The sequence below is a fragment of the Halosolutus sp. YCN4 genome (assembly GCF_059736495.1).
In genome coordinates, this window is the sequence record NZ_JCASSM010000001.1 from 1,056,371 (window position 1) to 1,080,652 (window position 24,282).

Annotated in this window: 26 protein-coding genes and 1 pseudogene; 12 read left to right on the top strand and 15 right to left on the bottom strand. The window is 66.3% G+C overall.

Features of this window, described 5'->3' with window-relative positions; translation table 11 throughout:
• Positions 1 to 2: 2 nt before the first annotated feature.
• Positions 3 to 590: an NADPH-dependent FMN reductase gene (locus AC6I6X_RS05200; protein ID WP_497929433.1), complete on the bottom strand. Its 588-nt coding sequence runs from the start codon at positions 588 to 590 to the stop codon at positions 3 to 5.
• Between the two features lie 160 nt (positions 591 to 750).
• On the opposite strand from AC6I6X_RS05200, the gene AC6I6X_RS05205 reads away from it, so the two are divergent.
• Positions 751 to 1,722 (top strand): nucleoside recognition protein, encoded by a 972-nt coding sequence (locus AC6I6X_RS05205; protein ID WP_497929434.1) that lies wholly within the window; start codon positions 751 to 753, stop codon positions 1,720 to 1,722.
• 20 nt (positions 1,723 to 1,742) lie between these two features.
• Here the strand turns inward: AC6I6X_RS05205 and AC6I6X_RS05210 are convergent, their stop codons facing one another.
• The 4 genes and pseudogenes from AC6I6X_RS05210 to AC6I6X_RS05225 all read right to left on the bottom strand — a co-directional run bounded on the left by AC6I6X_RS05210 (position 1,743) and on the right by AC6I6X_RS05225 (position 5,553).
• Positions 1,743 to 3,566: a hypothetical protein gene (locus tag AC6I6X_RS05210; protein WP_497929435.1), complete on the bottom strand. Its 1,824-nt coding sequence runs from the start codon at positions 3,564 to 3,566 to the stop codon at positions 1,743 to 1,745.
• Between the two features lie 170 nt (positions 3,567 to 3,736).
• A pseudogene (locus AC6I6X_RS05215) lies at positions 3,737 to 4,198 on the bottom strand (AEC family transporter); the annotation flags it as partial.
• A gap of 92 nt (positions 4,199 to 4,290) precedes the next feature.
• Positions 4,291 to 4,530: a YMGG-like glycine zipper-containing protein gene (locus AC6I6X_RS05220; RefSeq protein ID WP_497929436.1), complete on the bottom strand. Its 240-nt coding sequence runs from the start codon at positions 4,528 to 4,530 to the stop codon at positions 4,291 to 4,293.
• A gap of 66 nt (positions 4,531 to 4,596) precedes the next feature.
• Positions 4,597 to 5,553: an HhH-GPD family protein gene (locus AC6I6X_RS05225; RefSeq protein WP_497929437.1), complete on the bottom strand. Its 957-nt coding sequence runs from the start codon at positions 5,551 to 5,553 to the stop codon at positions 4,597 to 4,599.
• A gap of 192 nt (positions 5,554 to 5,745) precedes the next feature.
• On the opposite strand from AC6I6X_RS05225, the gene AC6I6X_RS05230 reads away from it, so the two are divergent.
• Both AC6I6X_RS05230 and AC6I6X_RS05235 read left to right on the top strand, forming a co-directional pair.
• The gene (locus AC6I6X_RS05230) at positions 5,746 to 6,048 is read left to right on the top strand and encodes a HalOD1 output domain-containing protein (RefSeq protein ID WP_497929438.1); all 303 of its coding nucleotides are present in this window, start codon (positions 5,746 to 5,748) and stop codon (positions 6,046 to 6,048) included.
• Between the two features lie 133 nt (positions 6,049 to 6,181).
• On the top strand, positions 6,182 to 6,505 hold the full coding sequence (locus tag AC6I6X_RS05235) for a ribbon-helix-helix protein (protein ID WP_497929440.1): 324 nt from the start codon (positions 6,182 to 6,184) through the stop codon (positions 6,503 to 6,505).
• On the opposite strand, the gene AC6I6X_RS05240 is transcribed toward AC6I6X_RS05235, so the two are convergent.
• Together AC6I6X_RS05240 and han are read right to left on the bottom strand one after the other, a co-directional pair.
• Positions 6,502 to 7,002, bottom strand: coding sequence for a response regulator (locus AC6I6X_RS05240; protein WP_497929441.1), 501 nt, complete (start codon positions 7,000 to 7,002; stop codon positions 6,502 to 6,504). The genes AC6I6X_RS05235 and AC6I6X_RS05240 overlap by 4 nt on opposite strands.
• Positions 7,003 to 7,114: 112 nt before the next feature.
• Positions 7,115 to 9,019, bottom strand: coding sequence for a Hef-associated nuclease (gene han, locus AC6I6X_RS05245; protein WP_497929442.1), 1,905 nt, complete (start codon positions 9,017 to 9,019; stop codon positions 7,115 to 7,117).
• A gap of 198 nt (positions 9,020 to 9,217) precedes the next feature.
• Between han and AC6I6X_RS05250 the strand changes: the two genes are divergently transcribed.
• From AC6I6X_RS05250 to AC6I6X_RS05260, 3 genes are all read left to right on the top strand, one after another.
• On the top strand, positions 9,218 to 9,622 hold the full coding sequence (locus tag AC6I6X_RS05250; RefSeq protein WP_497929443.1) for a MaoC/PaaZ C-terminal domain-containing protein: 405 nt from the start codon (positions 9,218 to 9,220) through the stop codon (positions 9,620 to 9,622).
• Positions 9,623 to 9,697: 75 nt separating this feature from the next.
• Positions 9,698 to 10,195 (top strand): Mov34/MPN/PAD-1 family protein, encoded by a 498-nt coding sequence (locus AC6I6X_RS05255; protein WP_497929444.1) that lies wholly within the window; start codon positions 9,698 to 9,700, stop codon positions 10,193 to 10,195.
• A 52-nt stretch (positions 10,196 to 10,247) separates the two neighbouring features.
• A complete protein-coding gene (locus AC6I6X_RS05260; protein ID WP_497929647.1) occupies positions 10,248 to 10,679 on the top strand; it encodes an FAD synthase family protein in 432 nt (143 codons plus the stop codon).
• A gap of 58 nt (positions 10,680 to 10,737) precedes the next feature.
• Here the strand turns inward: AC6I6X_RS05260 and AC6I6X_RS05265 are convergent, their stop codons facing one another.
• Complete coding sequence (locus AC6I6X_RS05265; RefSeq protein WP_497929445.1) at positions 10,738 to 11,439, bottom strand: cohesin domain-containing protein; 702 nt, start codon at positions 11,437 to 11,439, stop codon at positions 10,738 to 10,740.
• 2 nt (positions 11,440 to 11,441) lie between these two features.
• Positions 11,442 to 12,587, bottom strand: a complete 1,146-nt coding sequence (locus AC6I6X_RS05270; RefSeq protein ID WP_497929446.1) for a DUF7350 domain-containing protein — start codon at positions 12,585 to 12,587, stop codon at positions 11,442 to 11,444.
• 140 nt (positions 12,588 to 12,727) lie between these two features.
• On the opposite strand from AC6I6X_RS05270, the gene AC6I6X_RS05275 reads away from it, so the two are divergent.
• Positions 12,728 to 13,930 carry a YncE family protein gene (locus tag AC6I6X_RS05275; RefSeq protein WP_497929447.1) on the top strand — a complete coding sequence of 401 codons (1,203 nt, stop codon included), beginning with the start codon at positions 12,728 to 12,730 and terminating at the stop codon, positions 13,928 to 13,930.
• 46 nt (positions 13,931 to 13,976) lie between these two features.
• Here the strand turns inward: AC6I6X_RS05275 and AC6I6X_RS05280 are convergent, their stop codons facing one another.
• Positions 13,977 to 14,132 (bottom strand): hypothetical protein, encoded by a 156-nt coding sequence (locus AC6I6X_RS05280; protein WP_497929449.1) that lies wholly within the window; start codon positions 14,130 to 14,132, stop codon positions 13,977 to 13,979.
• 337 nt (positions 14,133 to 14,469) lie between these two features.
• Here AC6I6X_RS05280 and ilvD point away from each other — a divergent pair, with 337 nt between their 5' ends.
• Positions 14,470 to 16,206 (top strand): dihydroxy-acid dehydratase, encoded by a 1,737-nt coding sequence (gene ilvD, locus AC6I6X_RS05285; RefSeq protein ID WP_497929450.1) that lies wholly within the window; start codon positions 14,470 to 14,472, stop codon positions 16,204 to 16,206.
• Between the two features lie 50 nt (positions 16,207 to 16,256).
• Here the strand turns inward: ilvD and mobA are convergent, their stop codons facing one another.
• Both mobA and yqeC read right to left on the bottom strand, forming a co-directional pair.
• A complete protein-coding gene (mobA, locus tag AC6I6X_RS05290; protein WP_497929451.1) occupies positions 16,257 to 16,895 on the bottom strand; it encodes a molybdenum cofactor guanylyltransferase in 639 nt (212 codons plus the stop codon).
• Positions 16,896 to 16,966: 71 nt separating this feature from the next.
• Positions 16,967 to 17,722, bottom strand: a complete 756-nt coding sequence (gene yqeC / locus AC6I6X_RS05295) for a selenium cofactor biosynthesis protein YqeC (RefSeq protein ID WP_497929452.1) — start codon at positions 17,720 to 17,722, stop codon at positions 16,967 to 16,969.
• 170 nt (positions 17,723 to 17,892) lie between these two features.
• Here yqeC and AC6I6X_RS05300 point away from each other — a divergent pair, with 170 nt between their 5' ends.
• The gene (locus tag AC6I6X_RS05300) at positions 17,893 to 19,053 is read left to right on the top strand and encodes a glutathione-independent formaldehyde dehydrogenase (RefSeq protein WP_497929453.1); all 1,161 of its coding nucleotides are present in this window, start codon (positions 17,893 to 17,895) and stop codon (positions 19,051 to 19,053) included.
• Positions 19,054 to 19,348: 295 nt separating this feature from the next.
• On the opposite strand, the gene AC6I6X_RS05305 is transcribed toward AC6I6X_RS05300, so the two are convergent.
• A complete protein-coding gene (locus tag AC6I6X_RS05305) occupies positions 19,349 to 19,516 on the bottom strand; it encodes a hypothetical protein (RefSeq protein ID WP_497929454.1) in 168 nt (55 codons plus the stop codon).
• A 173-nt stretch (positions 19,517 to 19,689) separates the two neighbouring features.
• Between AC6I6X_RS05305 and AC6I6X_RS05310 the strand changes: the two genes are divergently transcribed.
• Positions 19,690 to 19,845, top strand: a complete 156-nt coding sequence (locus AC6I6X_RS05310) for a hypothetical protein (RefSeq protein ID WP_250141564.1) — start codon at positions 19,690 to 19,692, stop codon at positions 19,843 to 19,845.
• On the opposite strand, the gene AC6I6X_RS05315 is transcribed toward AC6I6X_RS05310, so the two are convergent.
• Positions 19,840 to 21,009, bottom strand: a complete 1,170-nt coding sequence (locus AC6I6X_RS05315) for a CobW family GTP-binding protein (protein ID WP_497929455.1) — start codon at positions 21,007 to 21,009, stop codon at positions 19,840 to 19,842. The genes AC6I6X_RS05310 and AC6I6X_RS05315 overlap by 6 nt on opposite strands.
• Before the next feature lie 210 nt (positions 21,010 to 21,219).
• Here AC6I6X_RS05315 and AC6I6X_RS05320 point away from each other — a divergent pair, with 210 nt between their 5' ends.
• Together AC6I6X_RS05320 and AC6I6X_RS05325 are read left to right on the top strand one after the other, a co-directional pair.
• A complete protein-coding gene (locus AC6I6X_RS05320) occupies positions 21,220 to 22,209 on the top strand; it encodes a beta-ribofuranosylaminobenzene 5'-phosphate synthase family protein (protein ID WP_497929456.1) in 990 nt (329 codons plus the stop codon).
• A 251-nt stretch (positions 22,210 to 22,460) separates the two neighbouring features.
• A complete protein-coding gene (locus AC6I6X_RS05325) occupies positions 22,461 to 22,871 on the top strand; it encodes a DUF7475 family protein (protein WP_497929457.1) in 411 nt (136 codons plus the stop codon).
• Between the two features lie 1,031 nt (positions 22,872 to 23,902).
• On the opposite strand, the gene AC6I6X_RS05330 is transcribed toward AC6I6X_RS05325, so the two are convergent.
• Entirely contained in the window at positions 23,903 to 24,208 is a 306-nt protein-coding gene (locus AC6I6X_RS05330) for a DUF7344 domain-containing protein (protein ID WP_497929648.1), read from the bottom strand.
• Positions 24,209 to 24,282 lie beyond the last annotated feature (74 nt).

Here is a 24,282-nt window from a genome sequence, read left to right on the forward strand (position 1 = left end):
TTTCACTTGCCTTCCGCACCCACGTTCTGGTCGCCCTCGAACGATCCCGGGTCCGGTTCGATGGTCGCGTACTGGACCGCACGCCGACCGAGCGTCGCGACCCGTTCTTCAAGTTTCGGGTCGACGAACTCGCCGTCCTCGAAGGCCGCGCTCCCGTTCGGGATCGCCGCCTCGTGGGGGATCACCCACGCGTTGAGCGCCCGACAGACCGATCGCATGTGGTCTAAGGCCGTCACGGGGAACGCGCCGCCGGAGACCGCCAGCAGGCCGACGGTCTTGTCCTCGAACTCGTCGAACCCGCAGTAATCGAGGGCGGTCTTCAGCGGCGAGGAGTAGGAGCCGTGGTACATCGGCGTCCCGAGCACGATCGCGTCCGCCTCCCGGACCCGTCCGGCGAGATCCTCCGCGTCGCCGGCGTCAGCCCTGTCGACGTCCGCGTCGAACAGCGGCAACTCGAACTCGCGGAGGTCGAGCAGTTCCGTACTGGCACCGGCCCGCTCGGCCGCGGTGAGCATCCGTTCGAGGCCCCGCCTGGTGTAACTCGCGTCGCGCAGACTCCCGCTGAGAGCGACGACGTGGATGTCGGTCATGGCTGGTGTAACGAACGGGATCGGGAAATAGGTACCCGATCTCGATTCGGCGTGCACAGCCGTCACGTCGCCGTTCGCCGGCGACGACCGGCGATCGGTCGCCGTCGACGTGATTGCCCGATCCGACGCCCCTTTGCTGTCGGCGTTCGAAGCGGGCGGTGTGCCGTCGATCGTCTCGATCCTGCTATCGGAGGCGCTCCCGCGGATCGTCACCATCACGCTCCTGATCGGCGCCGGCGTCGGACTCGCGAATCTCGCCGTCGCCTACGGGATCGTCGACGTCGTCGCTCGCGCGGGCCGATACCTCACCGAACCCGCGAACCTCCCCGAGGAGGTCGGCGCGGCGGTCATCACCAACACCGTCTCGGTCACCGCGGGGTACGGCATGCTCGCCGAATTTCGCGAGTCGGGCCTGCTGGACGATCGCGCGACGCTGATCGCCGTCGTCGTCAACACGTTCTTCGGCTTCCTCCAGCACATCGTCACCTACTACGGCCCCGTCCTCGTCCCCATTCTCGGCCTCCAGGTCGGACTCATGTACGTCGGTGCGCGCGCCGGCATCTCGCTCGCGATCACGATCGTCGGCCTGCTCGCCGGGGCCGTCCTCCTGCGTGGCTACGAGTACGACAGCGGTGCGATCGATCCCGACGCTCCGGACGGAGACGGCGACGACGGCCCCCGCACCCACCGCGAAAAGCTTCGCCACGCCACCGGCAAGACCGGCGACCGCCTCCGATCGATCGTCCCGCGGCTGGCGATCGTCTACTCGCTGGTCTTCGTCGGCCTCGAGTACGTCGACCTCGAGGCCATGACCGGGATCGCCGAACCGCTCACCGCGCTGATCGGCCTTCCAGGTGCCGCAGTACCCGTCATCCTCGTCTCGACCGTCGACCCGACCAGCGGGGCGATCGCGATCGCTCCCATGATCGGCGACGTCTTCACCCCCGAGGAGGCGGTCGTCACGCTGCTCGTCGGGAGTCTGGTCTCGCTGACGATCGGCACGGTCAAGCGATCGATCCCGTTCCAGTACGGCATCTGGGGCGCGGAGTTCGGGACGAAGGTGATCGCCGTCAACGTCGGCCTGAAAGCCGTCTTCATCGCCGTCTCGATCGTCGGCTTCCTGCTCCTGTAGGGGCCGATAGACCGACGCGATCAGTCGTCGATTCGTTCGTGGGCGATCGCTCTGTGCTCTTGGAACACGACGGCAACGACCGTCGCCCCGCGATCGCGTTCGGTCTCCTCGATGGTGACCGTCGTCCGATCGCCCTCCGTGACCGTCTCGTGGTCCTCCCAGCCGGACGGCTCGGAATGGACCGGTTCGACGACCACCCCAAGATTCTCGGCAGCGATGTCGTCGCCGCCAACGTGTTCGACCACGACCGTTCCGTCGTCCGGCCGGTGGTCGAAGTCGAACTCGGCCTCGGGGAGGACGACGTGATCGGTCACTTCCCGTGGCTCGTCGGGGACGGTCCACTCGATGGTGAGTTCGGTGCCAACATCGTACTCACCGAGGGGGACCTCGTCGCCCGCCGACAGCGTCTCGTGTCGATCCGACGGCTGCACGTCGGCGGGGTCGCCGTCGACGAATACCTCGAAGTGCTCGGCATCACGATCGGTCCGCTCGCGATAGACGGCGACGAGTCCGTCCTCCCGCTCGTCGATGCTGAAGGCCCATTTCGGCTCGGGAGTAAACCGGAATATCGAGCTGTGAGAGGCGTGATTCTCCCCGTTCTGGACCAGCATGACGGTGATCCGGTCCTCCGGAGCGACGTCCTCGAGGGCGATCCCGTCGCCCTGGGTGAGGGTCTCGTACTCCTGTGCGAACAGCGCTTCCCCGTCCGCCGTGGACCCGTCAGTGGTGTGATCGACCCGTAGCCCGTCCGGTTCCGCCGGCTGTTCGCCCGTGTAGACGAGTTCGACCTCGGCCGCGTCGGGATCGTACCTGGCCTCGAGCGACTCCCGGCCGGCGATGGCGCGACCGAGACCGTGCTCGACGTCCTCGCCGCCGTTCCAGACGAGTTCGATCGACGTGAACGGCTGCACGTCGGACGCGAGTTCGTCGCCCGGTTCGAACGTCTCGTACTCGTCGGCTGGCTGGTCGTCGGCCGGTTGTCCGTCGAACCAAAGTTCGAGGTCGTCGGCTGCGATCGCGTCGCCGTCCACGTGCTCGGCGGTGACCGTCCCTTCGGCGTCGTCGTAGGCGAGTTGGATGTGGACGGAGGGGCGTACGATAGTTTCTGCGACGACGACGGGATCGTCCGGTTCGAGCCACGTCACGGCGACGCTGGTGCCGTGTGCGAAGTCACCGAGTTCGATCTCGTCGCCCTCCGAGAGGGTGTCTGTGACGTCTTCGAACTGGACGTCGCCCGGGTCGTCTTCGACCAGCACGCGGAACTCCCCGGCGTCGCGGTCCTGGCGATCGTAGTATCGCGCGACGACGCCCTCGTCGTGTCTGCGCAGGCGCATTCGGGGCGGTCGGACGTGGTAGCGAGCGAGCGGCCGCTGTCCGCGGTTCGGGTTGGCCGGTGTCGCCAGCTGGAGGGAGACGCGATCGCCGAGCGTGACGTCTTCGACCGTGATCGTTTCGCCGGCCGTGAGCGATCCCGACACGTCGTCGATCTCCGTCCGTTCGGGGGCGGACGGACCGTCGTCAGTCCGGTGATCCAGCTCGAGGCGATCCGAGTCGACCTCGAGGTTACCGACGTAGGTGATCTCGACCTTGTCGTCGCCGTCGTAGCTCACTTCGAACGAGTCGCCGCCGACGAGGGCCGTATCGTAGTAGTAGTAGACGTCCTCGGCCTCGTCGAACCAGCGCAGTCCGACGTCGGCGATCGGCCCCGTCTCGAGTTCGAAGGTATCCCCCTCCGCGAAGGCGTCGTACTCGTCGGCGAGTTGCGCGTCCGCGAGTTCGCCGTCGAGCCACACCTCGAGTTCGTCGGTGTCGATCGACTCGCCATCGAGGTGTTCGAACGTCACGATACCCTCGTCGGCCACTGGGTGGGCGCGAACCCGCGCGTCGGGTGCGGCGTCGCGGTCCCGCTCAGGCGGCAGGTCGACGACGGCCTCGACGTGGACGAAGCCGTCGGTTCGATCGATCGACGTCTCGGCGAACTCGCCCTGTTCGACCCGTTCGAGGCGCTCTACGATCGCAGTTCGTCGCCGACGGCGGCCTCGGCCCCGTTGAGCGACGTCAACACGACGATCGTCAGGGGCACCTGCATCAAGGAGACGACGCCGAGGACGACGCTCGCGATCGCCGTCACCGCGCCGTCGAACGTCGCCGCCACGAGCGGCAGACCGAGATAGCCCAGGTTCGAGTGGTACGACTGGACGATCGCGACGCTCCGACGACCGTTCGATCCCCGGCCCCGGTGGACGACCCAGGCCAGCCCCGCAGTCCCGAACAGCACGACGAGGAGTCCCCCGAGCAGCGCCGGCGAGAGGAGGTCACCGATCGCCCGGTCGTACGTCGAGACAACGATCAGCGCCGGGAGGGCGACGGCTTTGAGCCGCGCCGTCCGACCGGCGTCCAGGACGCCGATCGCCCGCAGTCCCGTACCGAGCAACAGCACGACCAGCAAGGCGACCAGTCGAACGAGCACCGCCATACGCTACGCGAGTCGACTGACGGGTTTGACGGTTCGGATTCGAGTCGAGAATGGACAGTGAGGTCGAGTCGCGGAGAAAAAAGCGGCGCGCGTCAGTCCCGGACGTCCGACTCCGGGCCGGATCGCAGGCCGCCGTTCAGGTCACCGAGTCGCTCGATGGCCGCGTCGACGTCCTCTCGCTTCTCGCCGACCGTCGCACCGACCAGCGCGCCGATCGCCGCGCCCGTGCTGGCACCGTTTCGACTGATCAATCCACCGACGAAGGCCCCGATCGCCGCCCCGGTCGCCGCGTAGCGGGCGCGGTTCAGCGCGTGTGTTACACGTTCGAACATATGTTACTCTTCGTGACAGCCGCTGATAAAGATGCGTCATTCGATCCGGCCGACGGCGCTCCCGGATCAGCGCTGGAGCCTGGCGATCGGTTCGTCGCCCGACCGATCGAGGTCGACGAGCCCGTCCGCCGCGAGGTCCTCGAGCAGGCCGTGGAGCCACTCCCGACCGTACTCGCCGTCTGGGGCGTAGTCGACCCGGATGCGGTGGCCGAGGGTGTCGATCGCGAGTTCGTCGTACTCACGCAAGGTGCCGATCACGCGGCCGCGGAACTGGCGACGGCTCCCCTCGAAACTGGGCTGGGTGGGGACGTCGGGGGCGGTGAAGTCGCCGCTCTGGTACGCGTGACACCACTCGCGCCACGGACAGCCGACCTCGTCGCAACGCGGCGTCTGCGTGCAGGCCACGCCTCCGAGTTCCATGATCGCGTTGTTCCAGACGCGCGACTCGCCCGCGGGCATGAGTTCGTTCGCGGCCGCCTCGAAGGCCGCGTCGTCGTCCGGCACGTCGAAGGCCCGGTACGTGACCCGCTTGACGTTCGTGTCGACGACCGCGTCGCCAGCGTTGAACGCGAAACTCGCCACGGCGTTCGCGGTGTAGGGACCGACGCCCATCAGGTCCTGAAGCCCCTCTGGATCGGTCGGAAACGCGCCATCGTGCTCCGTTTCGACCTGAGTGGCGGCCTCGTGGAGGTACTTTGCCCGGTTGTTGTAGCCGAGGCTGTGGTCAGTCCAGAAGCCGACGACGTCTGCCCGATCGGCCGCCGCCAGGGCCGCGGTCGTCGGCCAGCGATCGAGAAACGCTTCCCAGGCCTCGACGACCCGATCGAGCTGGGTCTGCTGGCTCATCACCTCGCTGACGAGGATCTCGTAGGGGTCGTCGGTCTCGCGCCACGGGAACGCGCGGTGGTCGGCCTCGTACCACTCGATCAGCGCCTTCCGGACCGCGGCGAGGTCGTCGGGAAGCGACCACTCCGGTCCCTCCTCGCCGGCGTCGGCGTCTTCCGCTGACTCGACGTCGCTCATCGATCGTGCTAGCGAGTGGCCCGTCTTACGTCTACTGATCGCGAACGTGAGCGCGGCCTCGATTGACCCCCGCCAGCCGCGCACACGCTCCGCGGGTCGAGCCGGCGATAACGTACACGTACTGTGACATACATACCTGTGTGGGTGTACGGTTATCTCGGATCGTATGGTATCTCATCCACCGGAAATCACATGAAGACGATTGACAGGACAACAGGTGAGAGCGGCCCACCGTTCGCGGACGATCCGGACCCGAGTATTCGAGTGATCGGAGCCGTCGCGGACGCGCTGGGCATCGATCCGATCGAGTGCCCGCCCCTCTACGAAGTCACCGATCCGTCGGCACTGAACGAACTGTTCCGGGACAAGGAGGACGCGAACGGGAGGGTTCGCTTCGAGTACGCCGGATACGTGGTCCTGGTGAACGGCGACGGGAGCGTCACGCTCCTCGAACTGGACGATTCCGACGAGTTCGAACCGGATACGGGCGGGTGAGATCACGGCCCGAAGCGGACGTGTCCTGACTGCACGCCGTCGCCGGTCCCGGGATCGATCGAGTCGTCCTCCCGAACGCGCGACCCGCCGCGACCACGAAAAGGCTATCCGATCGGCTCGATTCCGCTTCCGTATGAGCCTCGACGATCTCACCGAGGACGTAGAGCAGCGATACGCCGGCATCGACGCGGAGCAGACCGTCAGCCTCGATCGGGAGACGCGCAACGAACTCGCCCTCCTCGAGGCCGCGCTCGACCCCGAGGACACCGACGAACTCGTCCGCCGGGCGATCCACCTGCTGTTCCAGACGACCGTCGACAGCGGCAAACTCGACTTCCAGCTCCGATCGACCTACGACGTCACCTACGACGAGTACCTCTCCGGGATGACCTTCGAGGAGATGACCGGTGCGGACCAGTACCCGACGATGGACGACGAGCGACGTTACCAGTTCTAGCGGCGACGATCCTGCCGGTTCGGGAGCCGCGCCGTCGAGACCCAGAACGTCGTGATCCGATCCAGCACGTCGGCGAGCGCATCGCGATCGGTCGGCACCGGGACGTACGCGTTCGCGTGGCGATCGTAGTACCGGCCCACGTCAGGTCCCGCCCCCGCCGGTTCCGCGTCCGCGTCCGGGCGATCCGCCGGTAACTCGCCGAGGACGAGCACCGGAATCCGCGCGAGGGACGGGTCGTCGACGACCGCCTCGAGAAATTCGATCCCGTCGATCCCGTCTCTGACGTCGAGCAGAACGAGACTCGCGAGCGAGGCGTCGGCGGACGGCTCACGGCGATCGAGAACCGCGAGGGCCTCGTCGACGTCCGCGACGACGCGGAGGTCGATCTGAGGCCCGTCCGCGAGATTCTCCTGGGTCCACTGGACCAGGTCCGCCGACTCCGAGACGAGGACGACGGTCGCGGGTTCGATACTGTCGCGTCGATCGGTTGGTGTCATCTGTGCTGTCGTCGGGGTCCGTCGGCCGCGACGCGGTCGTCCCGTCCCGGACCGTCGATCCGGGGGCCGTGAGACGACGCTTTGCGGGCGGAGCGCGATCGACCCGTGCCGATCAGTCGTCGATCGGGGCCGCACTCGAGAGTTCCTCGTCGATCTCCGCGTCCTCCATCTTTTCGACGAGCGCCTCGATCACGTCCTCGCGTTTGCCCTTGACGAACTTGATCGAGCCGACGACGAGGTGGCCGCCGCCGGAGACGCCCCCGCCCGGAACTTCCTCCTCGAGTTCCGAGACCATCTGCGGGATGTCGAGTCGGACGCCGTCACTGCGCAGGACGGCGAAGTCCGGGCCGTAGCCGACCGTAATCACGGGATCGCCGGTTTCCTCGATCTTGCGATCGTGGATCTCGCCGGTGGTCTTGCCCGGCGCGGGATAGGTAAAGCGGTGCGCGTAGTTCTCGACGTCGATGCGGTAGAGGTGCGCGCCGTTGTCGAGATCCTCGTGTTCGAGGTGGGCCATCGCGGCGTCTAGCTGGTCGTCGACCTCCTCGCGAGCGCGATCGGCGAAGAAGGAGACGAGTTCCCGGTGGCGTTTCTCGTCGCCGGTGTCGATCTGGAGCAGGTCCTCGATCAACTGGTCGCCGGAGTTGTAGCGCAGCCAGAACGCGGCGTAGTCGAGCGCCTCGCTGACGTCTTTCAGTCGCTCCTCGTCGAACCCCTCCTCGGCGGCGAGGTCGAGGTAGTCGTCCATCGCGTCGGCCTTCGATCGGTCCGCGAGGCCGGCGACGGCGGGGACGTGGCGGAGTTCGTCGGTCAGGTCGGGGTAGATCATCCGCGCGAGTTCGACGCAGAGCATCCCCGTCGTGATCCGGTAGTCCTCGTCGTGGAGGTACGGGTTGACGTGGGCGTCGAGCAGGTCGCCGACCGCGTCGGGATCGGGATGGTGGTGGTCGACGACGGCGATCGGGATGTCGTAGTGGGCCAGCGTCTCGTAGGCCGGGACGTCCTCGGCGGTCGAGCCGTTGTCCAGCATGAGCAAGAGCGGGAGTTGCTGGCCGTGCTTCTCGCGGTCCTCGAGCGCGAAGTTGAGATCCCGCGTCGCGTCCTCCATCTCGTAGAACGGCGCCTTCGCGGGCAGGCGCTTGATGAGGTGTCGCGGCGCGTCGTCGTCCTCGTGGACGTCGGCGATGAACCGCTGGAGGGCGATCTGGACCGGGACGGCGGCACACATGCCGTCGCCGTCGGCGTGGTGGCGCACGCGGATCGGGCGGCCTTCGAGCACCGTCCGCCGGAGCAGTTTCGCGACCTCGCGGAGGTCGGGACGGAGCTTTTCGAACGCCGGCCAGTCGATCAGCGGTTCGACGTCGTGGGGTTCGGCGCGGGATTCGAGGGCCGTCTCGAGCCGTTCGCGGGCCTCGTCGGCGTCCTCGCCGTCGAGTTTCGAGAGGCCGTCGACCTCGACCTGCAGGGAGTTCTCGCGGTGTTCCGGGGTACCGGTGACGCGGACGACGTCACCGACCTCGATTTTCGGGTAGGCACGGACGCCCGCCTCCTCGAACGCGGCACAGGGGACGACGCCGTACTCGTCGGCGACGTGGAAGATCGTCGGGCCGCCGGTCTGTTTGACCTGGACGACCTCACCTTCGAGGTGGATCTGATCGCCGACGTTGGCCCCGAGCCGATCGGTCCCGGTCAGGGAGTAGTCGTGGGCGACGGTCTGGAGCGTGTACTCCTCGACGCCGGCCGGCTGGAACGCCATGTCGCCGTTGTCGCGAACGCTCTCGAGTTCGACGACGAGTTCGTCGCCGACGGCGAAGGTACCTTCGAGAACGGACTCGTGGACGAGTCCGGAGACGGATTCGGAGAGATCGACGAAGACGCCGTAGTCGACGATACCGTTGATTTCGGCGAGGTAGGGCGTGTCCCCTTCGACGTCCTCTGCGGTACACTCTGCGGCGAGATCGTAGACGACGGAATCCCCGTCGTCTGTGCCGGCATTGCCGGCGGGCGTGGGTGTCATCTTGGCCCGTAATTTGAGACGGTCGCGTATAACCCTTGTCAAGAAGCGACGAGCGATCGATCGAGCCGGATTTCCGGGCGGGCGGAATCGCGATCGAATCTCGGCGGGACGGCAGTCGGTCGGGCGTGACCCGGCAGGGCGAGGGATCGTGCGTTCGTCCACGTCAGTTACAAGATCGATCGACGAAACGTGTCCTACATGTCCATCTCGCACCCACCGGCGGAAGGCGACGAGTACACCTACGAGCGGACCTTCGATCGCGAGGACGTTCGGGACTTCGGCGAACTCTCCGGCGATCAGCAGGCCATTCATACGGAGCCAGACGAGGACGGACAGGTGATCGTCCAGGGGTTGCTGACGGCGACCATTCCGACCAAGATCGGCGGCGACATGAGCTACATCGCCCGCAACATGGACCTCGAGTTTCGCAGACCGGTCCGGACGGGCGAGACGATCACCTGTCGGATGGTCGTCGATCGAGTCATCGAAACCGATCGCCACTACGAACTCAAGTGCTCCGCCGTCTGCACCAACGAGGACGACGAGGACGTACTGTACGGCACGTTCGACGGGATCGTTCGGAAGGACGGCGAGGGGGCCTGAGCCGATCGATCGGCCCGACCGATCGACGGGTCCCCTTTCGGAACGTTTAGCAACGGCAAGCCCACAGGTACGGACATGGGGCTGCTCGACGCGCTGTTTCGCTCGAACGAGATCCTCGGCATCGCCGAGGAGACCCTCGAGTTCGCCCTCGAGTCCTCGGAGGCTACCCATCCCAACGAGTACATGGGGTTTCTCCGGGGGACCGAGGCAGACAGACTGGGACTCGATCGGGACGGCCTCGTCATCACGGACATTCTCGTGGTGCCGGGGACCGAGACGAACAGCGTGAGCGCGACCGTCAAGACGAGCCAGATTCCGAACGACGTGAAGGCGCTCGGGAGCATCCACTCGCACCCGAACGGGGTCATCCGACCGAGCAGCGCGGACCTCGAAACGTTCGGCCGGGGCAGCGTCCACGTCATCATCGGCGCGCCCTACCGCCGGAGCGACTGGAAGGCCTTCGACTCGCAGGGTCAGCCGACGACCCTGAACGTCCTCGACGTCGACCTCCCGGACACCGAGGAGTTCTTCGATTTTACCCAGGCGGACATCGACGAGGAACTGCGACGATGACGGCGAGAACCGACGGCCCGAACGGCCACGAGACGCCGAGGTGGACGACGCCATGACGCGGACGGTGATCGCCCAGGGGACCTTCGACATCCTCCACCCCGGCCACGTCCACTACCTCGAAGAGGCCGCGGCGATGGGCGACGAACTGATCGTCATCGTCGCCCGGAAGGCGAACGTCGACCACAAGGAAGCGCCGATCTGCCCGGCGACGCAGCGCCGGGACGTCGTCGACGCGCTCGAAGCCGTCGACGAGGCCATCCTCGGCCACGAGGAGGACATCTTCGTCCCGATCGAGGAGATCGATCCCGACGTGATCGCGCTGGGCCACGACCAGCACCACGACGCCGACGCGATCGAAGCGGAACTCGATCGCCGCGGCATCGACTGTACGGTCGAGCGCGCGAGCGGCCGCGAACCGGGCGGCGAGGACGAACTGCTGTCGACGCGGCTGATCGTCGATCGGATTCTCGAACGGCGCGGATAGAGCGGTCGATCGGCGTAGCCGTTCCGCGAATGGAAAAAACACCTCGCGAGCGGCGGCTTCAGTCCCGCCGGAGCGCCGCGATCCCGGCGAGCACGGCGAGTGCCACGAGGGCGGCGACGACGCCGAGGCCGGGGATCGAATCGCTGCCGCCGTCGTCGGTCGATGCCTCGTAATCGGGGGTTCGCTCCGGCGGCGAGGCGTCGACGACGTCGCCGTCGGCCGTGACGGAGACGCTCCCGTTGTGGGTGAACGCGGTCTGGGGCCAGTCGGTGGTCAACTCGGTCTCGACGTCCGTCACGTTCACCGGGGACCGCGCACCGTCGGCGTCCTCCGCGACGGTGAACGTGACCGTCGCCGCGCGATCGTTGCCCGCCGCGCCGCCGGCGACCGGGTCGCGGTACTGCTCGACGAAGGCGTAGCCGGCCGCCTCGTCGACGTCGACCTCGGTGACGATCTCCGTCTCGTTGCCCTGTTCGAGCCAGGGGCCGCGAGTGATCGAGTCGATCGTCAGGACGTCGCTATCGTACTCGATCCCGAACGCGACGCGTTCGACGCCGACTCCGCCGTAGCCGCCGTCGTTGTACAGTCGGATCGCGACGTGGATCGTCTCGCCCGGTGGTGCCCGGGCCGTCTCCGGTTCGACCTCCAGGATCGTCGCGCTGTCGCTTGCGCCTCCCATCCCGGCGAACCCGACAGTCGTGACGCTCGTGACGGCGACGAGAACGAGGACGATCGCGAGCGCGCGCGCCGTGCGTCGCACGGCTACGGCACCTCCTCGAGTTCGATCGACAGGTCGCCCGTCGACCGGAAGGCGGTTTCGTACCCCTGGTGGCGGGCGACCTGCGGCGGCGCGTCCACCGAGACGACGAGGTCGTCCCCTGCCCGCGGCTCCGCGATCGGGACTCCGTAGTGAAACCCCAGTTCGTCGTCGAGGGTCGCCGTAAGGGAGGGTGCCTCCTCGATCGTCTCCCCGTCCCGTTCGAGCCGCATCGAGAGGGACTGCTGGGGCAAGACACACTGGTTGTACGGCGTCCGGGGCGAGACGACGAGGTAGCGCTCGTCGCCGTCGACGAACCGCGAGCCCGCGGGCAGTAGCGTCGTCACGTAGACGCCGTCGTCGTGGGTCGGCTCGCCGAGGAGGGTCCCCGGCAGGTCGTCGGCCGGCGGCAGCGACGAGTACGGCATCGCGTGGCCGTCCCCGTCCCCCATCGGCGGCACGGCCTCCCGGTCGCCCCAGCGATCCTCGTCGAAGTACGCGCTCCGGTCGACGAGTTCCTGCCTGCGCTCGTCGTCGATCTCGAACTCGAACGTCGCCGTGGCCCGCTCGTCGAACCGGTCCTCGAACGCGCCGGTCAGGCGGACGTCCGCGATCGGCCCGATCGAGACGGTCGCCGTGTACGTCCCGTTGCCGTCGATCCGGTAGTTGTCGCCGAGGTGGTACCCCATCCCCTGCGAGAGCATCGTCCACGGGCGCTGATCCGAGACGACCGCCCCGTCTTTCGAGACCTCGATCGATACGCTGGCGTCGACCGGGAGCACGGTCCCGGTGTCGGGATCCCGGACGGACACCATCAGGTGGACGGCGTCGCTCGGCGGGGGATCGACCCGTTCCGGCCCCGGCCAGGTCCAGAAGGAGTGGGGGATCGACAGCATCGGCGCGACGGCGACGTCGCCGGCCCGCACCGTCTCCAGACCGATCATTCCGTCGCGGTGGGAGGGCAGGTAGACCGCGTCCGGCGGGTCCTCGACGCGGGCCATCGTCGCGAAGCCGCGATCGTCGTCCTCGCCGCGCTCGCCGCCGGGGTCGTTCTCCGCACCGGATTCTTCCTCGTCGCCGTCGAAACACCCGGCCAGACAGGTGGAGACGCCGATCGCCGCGCCGGTGGACAGCACTCGTCGACGGTTCATTCGTCGTCCGCGTACGTACGGACCGCGAGCCATTATACCCCGTGATCGCCGTCTGATCTCCCGCACCCATCGCGGCCGCGTGTCCCCCGGTCACCGCGGTTGCGAAGGTGTTTTGATCGCCCGGCGGCCACCGATCGGACGTGACCGGACGACTGCCCCGACGGCGCGTTCTGCAGGCCACGGGCGGAGCGATCGCGCTCGCCGGCTGTCTGGGCGGTGACGAGCGCGACGAGAGCGACGACGCCCGCAACGACGACGCGGCCGCCGAGGACGGTGACCCGGGCAGGATGGGGTTCGACAGCGTCGGCCCGATCAGTCACGACTACGTCCAGGGCGGCCGGTACGCCTACGTGACGCTCGGTCCGGGCTACGGCGACGCCGGCGTGCTGGTGATCGACGTCGAGACCGGAGCGATCGAGACCGGGTTTCCGGACGTCCCCGCGAACTACGGGGCGATCGCCCACCCCGAGGAGCCCAAACTGTACCTCAACGGCGGCGTCGCCGACACCGCCGAAACCGACCCGGCGGGCGAGTGGTGGGTGTACGACACGGAGCGCCACGAACGGCTCGCGAGCGGTGACAGCGCCGGCGCGGACGCCCACGGCGTCGCGTTCACGCCGGACGCCGAGGAACTGTGGATGGTCAACCGCGACACCGAAGACGCGATCGTGATCGACACCGAGACCGACGAGGTCGTCGCGGAGATCGACGCCGTCGCTTCCTCGCCCGACACCGTGACGATCGCGCCGGACGGCGCGTACGCGTACGTGACGACCCGCGGCCCGAACCCGCAATCCGCGACGCACGCCATCGCGGGCGACGAACCCGGCGTCGCGGTCGTCGACGTCGCGGAACGGGACCCGCTCGAAACGGTCCAGCCGGACGCGGGCAACGACGCCAGCGACTTCCACGGAATCGGGCTCGTCCCCGGTGACGAAAACGACGACTACGAGGTGTGGGCGATCGACCAGGGCACGGCGACCCTGTACGTCCTCGAGCCGGCGGGCGAAAGCGATCTCGCGGTCGCGGCCGAACGCTCGCTCGGCGACAGCGAGGTGGACACTCCGCACACGGTCGCGTTCGACTCCGAGTTCCGATACGCCGTGGTTCCGAACACCAGCGGCGGCACGACCAGGATCGTGTCCGTCGACGATCGCGAGACCGTCGCGGAACTCGATACGGGCCCCGGCTCGCACTTCGCCGGCGTCACCCCGGACGACGAGACGATCCACGTCGACGTGATCGGCGGCGAAACGATCGTCGCGATCGACGCCGACTTCGAGACCGGGACGTTCGAGATCGGTGGAGAATTCGACCTCGCCGGACTCTCCGGCGACGCGTGATCGCCGCCGTCCCGACGGGCGGCGGACCGCGCTGGCGGCACGATCGTTAGTTCTCCAGGATCGTCGGCGGCGGAAGCCGTAGCGAGTCGACCGTGTGCCCCGTCTCGACGAAGTGGTCGATCGCTTTCTTCGACACCTCCCGTTCCGTGTACCCTTCCTCAGAACTGACCTGCCAGTCACACTCGAGACAGTATTTGTACATAGATCTGGTTCCCGTGGTACTCCGTGACCAGCCACGGAAAGGTTCCTGCAAGACAGCGAAAGGTTTGGGCAACGTGGAATTTTTGCTCTGGATTACTGACGGGGGCGCTGTGGTAGCAACTGAAACGATTTACACGCAGATCGCAACGCCGTCCTGCGATCAGGTGTGCGTTGACTCTCGGTTGCTACTATAGCAGTCGACGGCTCCGACTCGCCGATCGCAAGACGACGTCGCTCACAGTGCTCTGACGAACCGGCCGAATGTGTTCGGAGGCGGCCTGAAGTAGGCGGTCACGGCTTCCGGGGCTTTTAAGCGCAGAGGTTCCATCCCTCCGGGTATGAGCCAACGGCCCACGGAGCGATCGCCCGCGGAGGGCAAACCCGAGGAACTGCCGAGCAACGAGGTCACGGAGGGGGTCGAACGAGCGCCCCACCGTGCCATGTTCCGCGCGATGGGGTACGACGACGAGGACCTGTCCTCGCCGATGATCGGCGTCGCCAACCCCGCCGCCGACATCACGCCCTGTAACGTGCACCTGGACGACGTGGCCCAGTCCGCCTACGACGGCATCGACGAGGCCGGCGGGATGCCGATCGAGTTCGGCACCATCACCATCTCCGACGCGATTTCGATGGGGACCGAGGGGATGAAGGCCTCGCTGATCTCGCGCGAGGTCATCGCCGACTCCGTCGAACTCGTCGCGTTCGGCGAGCGCATGGACGGCCTCGTGACTATCGGCGGCTGCGACAAGAACATGCCCGGGATGATGATGGCCGCGATCCGGACGGACCTGCCGAGCGTCTTCCTCTACGGCGGGTCGATCATGCCCGGCGAGCACGGGGGTCGCGAGATCACCATCCAGAACGTCTTCGAGGGCGTCGGCGCGGTCGCCGACGGCGAGATGTCCGAGGACGAACTCGACGAGATGGAGCGCAACGCCTGTCCGGGTGCCGGCTCCTGCGGCGGCATGTTCACCGCGAACACGATGGCCTCGATCTCCGAGACGATCGGGTTCGCGCCGCTCGGTTCGTCCTCCCCGCCCGCGGAGGACGAGGACCGCTACGAGGTCGCCCGCGAGAGCGGCGAACTCGCCGTCCAGGCCGTCCAGGATCAGCGCAGCCCCTCGGATTTCCTCTCGCGGAAGTCCTTCGAGAACGCCATCTCCCTGCAGGTCGCGGTCGGCGGATCGACCAACGCCGTCCTCCACCTGCTCGCGATGGCCGCCGAGGCCGGCGTCGACCTCGACATCCAGGACTTCAACGAGATCAGTCGGTCCACGCCGAAGATCGCCGACCTCCAGCCGGGCGGCGAGCGCGTGATGAACGACCTCCACGAGGTCGGCGGCGTCCCGGTCGTCCTTCGCGAACTCCTCGAGGCCGACCTCCTGCACGGCGACGCGCTGACCGTCACCGGCGAGACGATGGCCGAGGCGATCGAGCGCGTCGACCCGCCGCGGATCGACGACCTGGACGCGGATTTCCTCGAGACCGTCGACGAACCGATCCACGAGCGGGGTGCCATCCGCATCCTGACGGGCAACCTCGCGCCCGAGGGCGCGGTCATCAAGATCACCGGCGAGGACCACCTCCATCACGAGGGCCCCGTCCGGGTCTTCGAGGAGGAGGAGAAGGCCATGGAGTACGTCCAGGAGGGCCACGTCGAATCCGGCGACGTCATCGCCATCCGTAACGAGGGGCCGCAGGGCGGGCCCGGCATGCGCGAGATGCTCGGCGTCACGAGCGCCGTCGCGGGGCAGGGCCACGCCGAGGACGTCGCGCTGTTCACCGACGGGCGGTTCTCCGGCGCCACGCGCGGGTTCTCGATCGGCCACGTCGCCCCGGAAGCCGCCGTCGGCGGCCCGATCGCCGCGCTCCGGGACGGCGATACCGTCACGATCGACATCGACGCGCTCGAACTCTCCGTCGACCTCTCCGACGAGGAGATCGAACGCCGGATCGAGGAGCGCGACGATCCCGAACCCGCCTACACGAGCGGCGTGCTGGCGAAGTACGGGCAGACGTTCGACTCCGCGGCCAACGGTGCCGTGACGAACCCCGGCGCGAAGCAAGACTGAACGTTCCGCCGTTCGGCGTCGAATCGCCGTCCTCGATCGACGACCGCTCGCTACTCCTCGAACTGCCGTTCGGCGTCCGCGAGCGCCTCGCGGGTGTCGATGCTCTCGAAGGTGGCCGGGTCGATCGCGTCGAGGTCGTCCTCGGGCACGGTGACGACGTCGACCCGATCGAGTGCGGCCAGAATGCGGGTGTCCTCGGAATCGAGTGCCGCCTCGCAGGCGTCCGCAACCGTGTCAGCGCGGTAGACCGCCTGCGTCGGCTGGTACCAGCCGTCCTCGAGCTGGACGACCGCGCCGTCGTGACCGTCGGCCCGATCGGCGAGCAACGCGAGCAGGTCGGGGTCAAGGAACGGCACGTCACAGGCCACGACCGCCGCGTACTCCCGGTCGACGGCGTCGAGACCGGTCCCGATTCCGGCGAGCGGGCCTCGATCGGGGACGGGGTCCGTCGCGAATCGAGTCGACGAGTCACAGCCGGACAGTGCGTCCCGGATCGGCCCGACCTGCTCGTCCCGGCAGTTGACGACGACGTCGTCCGCGACCGTTGCGAGTCGATCGACGACCCGGCGGATCATCGGTTCGCCGGCGAGGTCGGCGACGGCCTTGTCGGTCTCACCGAAACGGGTCGAGTAGCCGCCCGCCAGGACGACGCCCCCGAGTGACCCGCGACCGGTACTGGTGGGTCCCATACCCGTCGCTAGGCGGACCGGTCGTATAAGAACCCGGCTCGCACCCGCTCCGGTCCCGGTTTCGTCCGTAATCAATCTCGAACCTCGACCAGCGGCTCGTCGGCGATCATGCTCGTCAGGACGACCCGCTCGACGCGACCGGCCGCCTCGTCGCTCCGATCGAGGATCAGTCGACTGATCTCGCGGGCGACGGCCAGGTCCACCTCGTCGTCGACCATGTTCAGGAGCGGGACGTAGGTGGCGTCGTCGGGGACGTCCTTCAGGCCGCCGTCGGGACTCGTCAGGATCGTCGCGACGTCCGCGGGTTCGATCAGTTCGCCCGGCGTTCGATCGGTGACCGCGGCGACGCGATCGGGCCGGTGGACGACCCCCTCGTCGAGCGGTTCACCGACGGCGTGGACGCTGGCAACGGCGAGGACCGTCTCGGTCGTGGCAGGCAGTTGCGGTTCGTGGTCGCCGGGTGCCTTCAGGAACCGCGTTCGCGCCCCGTCGGCCTTGACGAGGACGTGCTCCGGGGCGTCCGCCGCTGCGATTTCGTCGACGATCGCCGGGTCGTAACCGACGTATCTGTCGCCCTCCCGATCGGCGACCAGTCCGAGCGGCCACCCCTGCTCCGCGTCGTCGCGGCGGGCGGCTAGCGCACCCGCCGGATCGTCCGTCACCCGTACGTTCGCGACCTGCCGATCGAAGATCGGAATGCGGACGGTCGCCGTGAGGACCGCCCGATCGAGTCGATCGGCGAGCGCGTACAGCGTCGACTTCTTGCCCCCCGCGCCGACGACGCAGGTCAGTTCGGCGTCCGCGGCGAGGGCTCGCGTGAGATCCATACCTACACCATTCGCGTGACGATCCGTCAGTGTACGTGGTCGGATCGCTGTCGCCCTCGATCGATCAACACGATAAGTACGGAAATTGTTAGCAACGGTCCGTGTGAGGTTCACAAGAAGGTTTACGGTACCGATCGTGGTGTGACCCAGTGGTGCGATAACTAATGTCAATGAACGCAGTCGTATACAAGGGGCCGCACGACGTGGCAGTCGAAGAAGTGGACGAACCCGAAATCGAGCACCCGAACGACGTCCTCGTCGACATCACGACGACGGCGATCTGTGGCTCGGACCTCCACATGTACGAGGGCCGAACCGCCGCGGACCCGGGCATCGTCTTCGGACACGAGAACATGGGAATCGTCAGCGAGGTCGGTGACGCGGTCACCACGCTCGAGGAGGGCGATCGCGTCGTCATGCCGTTCAACGTCGCCTGTGGCTTCTGCCAGAACTGTGAGGACGGCTATACGGGGTTCTGTACCAACGTCAACCCCGGTTTCGCCGGCGGCGCGTACGGCTACGTCGCGATGGGGCCGTACAAGGGCGGTCAGGCCGAGAAGCTTCGCGTCCCCTACGCCGACTTCAACGCGCTCAAACTCCCCGAAGGCGACGAACACGAGGACGCGTTCTCGCTGCTCGCAGACATCTTCCCGACGGGGTGGCACGGGACGCGGCTGGCGAACCTCAACCCCGGCGAGTCGATCGCGATCTACGGGGGCGGACCGGTCGGGCTGATGGCCGCCTACAGCGCGAAGATACAGGGTGCCTCGGAGATCTACGTCGTCGATCGGGTCCCGAGCAGACTCGAACTCGCGGAGGATCACTGTGACGCGCACGCGATCAACTTCGAGGAGGGCGACCCGGTCGAACAGATCGTCGAGGAACACGGCGACGAGGTCGACAAGGGCGTCGACGCCGTCGGCTACCAGGCGATCGATCCCGAGACGGATCCGGGCGACGACGCGTACGATCCCGCTCGGGAGAACCCGGCCGTCGTACTGAACCAGTTGATCCAGACGGTTCGGCCGACCGGCGAGATCGGCGTTCCGGGGCTGTACGTCCCGTCCGACCCGGGCGCCCCCGACGATATGGCGGCCCAGGGCCGACTCGGTATCGACTTCGGGAAGCTCTTCGAGAAGGGCCACAAGTTCGGCACCGGCCAGTGTAACGTCAAGCAGTACAACCGCCAGCTGCGGGACATGATCATCGAGGGGCGCGCCGACCCGAGCTGGGTCGTCTCACACCGCGTCGACCTCGAGGAGGCGCCCGAGATGTACCAGAAGTTCGACGATCGCGAGGAAGGCGTCACCAAGGTCCTGCTCGAACCCTGATCCGCGACAGGATCGCTTTTTTCCGCGTCGTCGATCGCCGTCCACAGCGCGGAGAGCCGGTGCGTCGAGTAGCGAACCCGCAACGATCGATAACAACTTGCGGAAGAACCGACAGGTGTGAGACGACCCTCCATCGTCCTCTGGTTTCTCGCCGTCGGTATCGGCGTTCTCCTCTCCCTGCGTCACCCGCCTCTCCTGCTCGTACCCGGTTTCCTCGCGCTCGTGGGCTGGTCTTTCACGTTCTCGTCGCGGACCTCTGGTTCTCGTGAGAAATGCGAGACACCCGTTCCGACCGCTATCGGCGAAGCCAGACTCGCGGGTGGTCTGCTCGAAGGTGGTTCTGGTACCGCTTGATCAGGGCGGGATAGCTATCGTCGACTGCGTGCCAGTCGCAGTGGTCACAGGATCGTTCGACGACGTCTGTCGCACTGCCAACGTACGCGCCGTTTCGCTTCGTATTCATTGGTCGTTCTCCCGGCGGAAGCCGTCAGATAGCGCCCCTCGATGGCACACGGATATGAGTCTGTTGGATCGCCCGTCGAATCGGCACCCACGATCGATCGTCTCCGGTTCGGGCGGACGGGTTCGGAGGCGAGGACGGAAAAGCGTATGTCGGCGACGGTGCTATCCCGCGCCATGTGCCAGTACTGTAACTACTCGTTCACCGACGGATGGGGGCAGCTGCTCGAGTACGACGACGTCTACCAGAACGCGATCGCGGAAGCGACGACCCAGTCGACCCACGGCTTTCACGAGTCCTGGGACGAACTGAGCGACGAACTCGAGTCATAGCGGGAACGGCTCCGTCCACTCCTCGTCCTCGATCCCCTCCGCGTCGACGACCATCGCCTCGAGTTCTTCTCGGATCCGATCTTCGTCCATCCCGCTGCCGATGAACACCAGCTGGGTCCGCCGATCGTCGTCGGGACGCCACTCGCCGATCGGCCCCGCCTGCACCGCCGGACCGGCCTGGCTGAGCCCGATCACCTCGTCGTGACCGGCGACGTGACAGACGCCTTTCGCCCGGACGATCGAGCCGTCCCACTCTTCGAGCCAGTCGGCCAGTTCGTTGGGTCGAAACGGCGCGTCGGCGCGAAAGACGAACGACGAGACGCCGTGGCGATCGGCGGCGCGCTGCTCGTGAGCGTGACCGTCGTGGCCTGCGGCGTCCGTCTCGCCGTCTTCGTGTCCGGCAGCGTCTGCCTCGCCGTGGTCGTGACCGTGCCCCTCACCGCGAAGTTCGCGTTTCCACCCCTGCGATCGTTTCGCCTCCTCGAAGTCGAAGCGGCCGGTCCCCAGCACGAGGTCCGGGTCGACCTCGCAGTAACTCGTGCGGACCCGCTCGGCCCGGGGCTGGAGCCGATCGACGACGGTCTCGATTTCGTCGACGACGTCGTCGGGAACCATGTCGGTCTTGTTCATCAGGAGCACGTCACAGAACTCGATCCCCTCAACGAGTACCTCGCTCAGCGGTCGCCGCTCGTCGGGCTGGGCGTGCTCCGGGAGCGTTTCGCCGGCGTCGAACTCCTTCCAGAACCCGTACGTGTCGAGGACGGTCACCATGGTATCCAGCCGGAAGCGTTCCGTCGGGTCGATGTCGCTCGCGTCGGTTCCCTCGGTGAACACCTGGGCCACGGGGATCGGTTCGCTGATCCCGGAGGATTCGACGAGCAGGTACTCGAACTCCCGTTCCTGCGCGAGCCGTCTGGCTTCCTCGAGTAGATCCCCCTGAAGCCGACAGCAGATACAGCCGTTCGAGAGATCGACGATGCCGTCGTCCTCGTTTTCGCGGGCGATCAGGTCCGCGTCGACGTTCACTTCGCCCATGTCGTTGACGATGACGGCGATCTCGCGCCCGCCCGGATTCGACAGGACGTGATTGACGAGCGTCGTCTTGCCGGCGCCGAGATACCCGCTGAGCACGGTGACCGGGATTCGATCGGTGTTTTGTGCCATTTGGTACCAGCCCTGACCACCGCAGTGATAGTAAACGATGGGGTCGGCCAGTCACCCACCGAGGCGCTCGTGGCGAATGAGGTCATCGCGCCGATCGGTGGGTTCGCCACGCCAGCCGGTCGTTGCCACCGCGTCCGGAAGCCCGCTCCCGCCAGCGATTGCCAGCGTCGAAACCCCCTTCCGGGGGGCACACCTACCCGTCGACAGAATATGAGGACGGTCACGGTGAGCGCGGGAGCGCGCCTCCACGTCGGCTTCCAGAACCTCTCGCTCGCGCGCGAGCGCCTCTACGGCGGGATCGGGCTCGGCCTCGCGGAGCCGCGGGTGACCGTCACCGCCGAACCCGCGTCCGGCGTCGAGACCGACGACCCGCTGGTTCGGGAATACGCGGAGCGAGCAGCGGCCGTGCTCGACGTTCCCGGCGTCGCGATCGAACTCGAGGAGCGCCTGCCCCGTCACGTCGGACTGGGAAGCGGCACCCAGCTCGCCCTGTCGATCCTGGCGGCGACCGCCCGGGCCCACGGTCGCGACCCGCGGGTTCGCGAGCGCGCGCCGGCGATGGGACGCGGCGGCCGGAGCGGCATCGGCGTCGCGACCTTCGAGGACGGCGGCTTCGTCGTCGACGCCGGCCACCCGACGAGCCGGTTCACCACCGACCCGCCCGCGGAGGGCGACTGGACGGTCCCACCCGTCGTCGCCCGCCACGACCTGCCCCCGGAGTGGCGATTCCTCGTCGTCGTCCCCGACGCCGACCCCGGTCGCAACGGCGAGGAAGAGGACGCCAGCATGCGCGCCGTCGTCGAGCGCGCCGATCCGGCGATCGCGGACGAGATCGCCGGCGTCGTCACCCGGACGCTGCTTCCGGCCGCCGCCGAGGGCCGCCTCGAGGCGTTCGGCGAGGCGATCGCCGAGATCGGCCGCAAGAACGGCGCGTGGTACGCGGACGCCCAGGGGGGCGTCTTCCGGCCGCCGGCGGGCGAACTCGTCGAGGCGCTCGAGGCCTGTCCGGTCCTCACCGGCGTCGGTCAGTCCTCGTGGGGGCCGGTCGTCTACGGCGTCACCGACGCCGCACACGCCGACGAGGCTGCGGGCGCGGCCCGGGACGCGATCGCCGACCGAGGACTCGACGGGGACGTGATTCTCGCACGCGCTGCGACGGACGGTGCGCAGATCGGCGGTAGCGACCCGGTATCAGAATAGCGACGGTGGTCGCGATCCTGGCAGCAGTCGAGAACACGATTTCGCTATTCGGAACAGTGACTGAAACCGCGCCGCTCGATCCAGGAAGTCCGACTGCGAACTGAGCGTCGGAGTTTGTATCAGGTTCAGATGATGTTCAGTACGCCGTGCTGAACATATAGCGCATTTGGACCAGTTATGTCCTGAGTTTTACGATGCTGATTCGATGATCACACTAGCATTTTTTGATCGTGCTGTGCAATATTGCAACTATGGGAACACACCGTACAACGAATTCAACATCGATGTTCACCCGTCCGTCCAACCCGATCGGGTATCTCGCGATACTCATGGCACTCATAACGGGCGTTCTACATGTATTGGCATCTACGAACGCTATCGAGTTTAGTATGCTACTTGCTGTTCTTTTCGTCCTCAACGGACTCGGCTTTGTAGGAGGGGCAATTCTGTATCTATCCCGGTTTTGGCGACGGTGGTTGTTTCTTGCCGCGGCGCTCTACTCGATCGTAACGATTCTCGCGCTCTTCGCGGTACAGGGATGGGGTGTAGAAGCGTTCTACGTGGAAGGAACCGTCAATCCGATCGCAGTAATTACAAAAGCTGCTGAAGCGATACTTGCTGTCTGTGCGATCTATTTGTATGTGACCTCCTCCTCGCCGTAAACGGAGAGGGATCGAAGATCCCTCAGGCAGTCGGGCTACGCCCGACGACGGCGAGGTCGTCCGAGAGAGCGAAGCTCTCTCGTGATCACGAAAGATCTCCGATCTTTCGAACGACTTCCCACGGCACCGCACCGCTGGGTTGGGATATTTGCTGGTTTGTAACCCGATCAGCAGGACGGGGCTACTGGCAGGGCCACACCGCCGTTACTCCTATCCCCGGTACGGGGACTCGGAGTTATCTTGTTGGCCGAGACACCACAGCGGTTCGAGATAGGTGTCTCGAACGTTCTGGGCCTCGGAGTCCCCGATATTGTCCGATTAGGTGGGCGGGCGTGCCGCCTCGGTGTACGTCATGCTACACCTCAATTGCACTTAAATATCAGCATTGCTACCAAACGTGGGCTGTATAGGCGTTGTCGGATTCACGCCCGCCGTAAAACGGCGGGATTCTTTCCTTGAAGAAAGATAGACAGTGGCAACTATAGTAGCCACTGAAAGTCAATGCACACCTGATCGCAGGACGGCTTTGCGATCAGTGTGTGAATCGTTTCAGTTGTTACTATAGTGCAAGGTCTGCGACCAACCGCACTCGACTTCGCTGCTGTACTCACCCTCTCTATGCAGCACGCCGCTCTTGACAGTGATTCATACGGTTTACTGTAAGTCATTTCCGGCGCAACCGCCGCCGGATCGCGGTTGCGCCGGTAAATCGTTACAGCAATCCGTATCAGTGGTTCGATCGAGGTCTGCTGAATAGATAGCGCGAATGCAGCATGATCCACCCGATTTGTGAAGGGAGACGATCGCTAAGTATCGGTGAAGGCGTTCCTGTGAAACTGCACAGATTATACGAGATACTGATACTGGCGCGCGTTGAATACCTAGATTCGCTTCACCCTCTCGGTTCGCATTGGAACGACGGGATTCGTTACGGTTCAGCGACGCAAATCTCGTATCGTGGTGTCAACGCGAACCTGGAATGCACGTCGATACTACTGAGCACACAGTTCGGAACCGCGTGTCGTGAGGGGCTAGTCACGGTTCGGATCAGAGAGTACGTCGACGACCCCTAGATTCACCATCATCGGGAGGTGAACGTGTTGAAGCGTTATCGCGACACGTTCGACGCGGGCTTTATCCACGGAGTTCGCTCCGTATTCTCGCTCGGCCACCGTTGTCGCCAACTTACCGATGCTCAGTGGGGCGGTCGCTTCCACGAGGACATCGTGCAACGTTCTTCGGCGGTCTGCCGAGAGCAACCGATGAAACTCACTTTCGGCCAGATGTTCCGTCCCAGCGTATCTGTACGTTCTTTCGTTGTGTGTTAATCGACGCATGGTGATACCGTTCTCGTAGCAGTTCTTGACCAGCGGCTTTGACTCGGACTTGGTTACGCTAATCGTCACAGCCA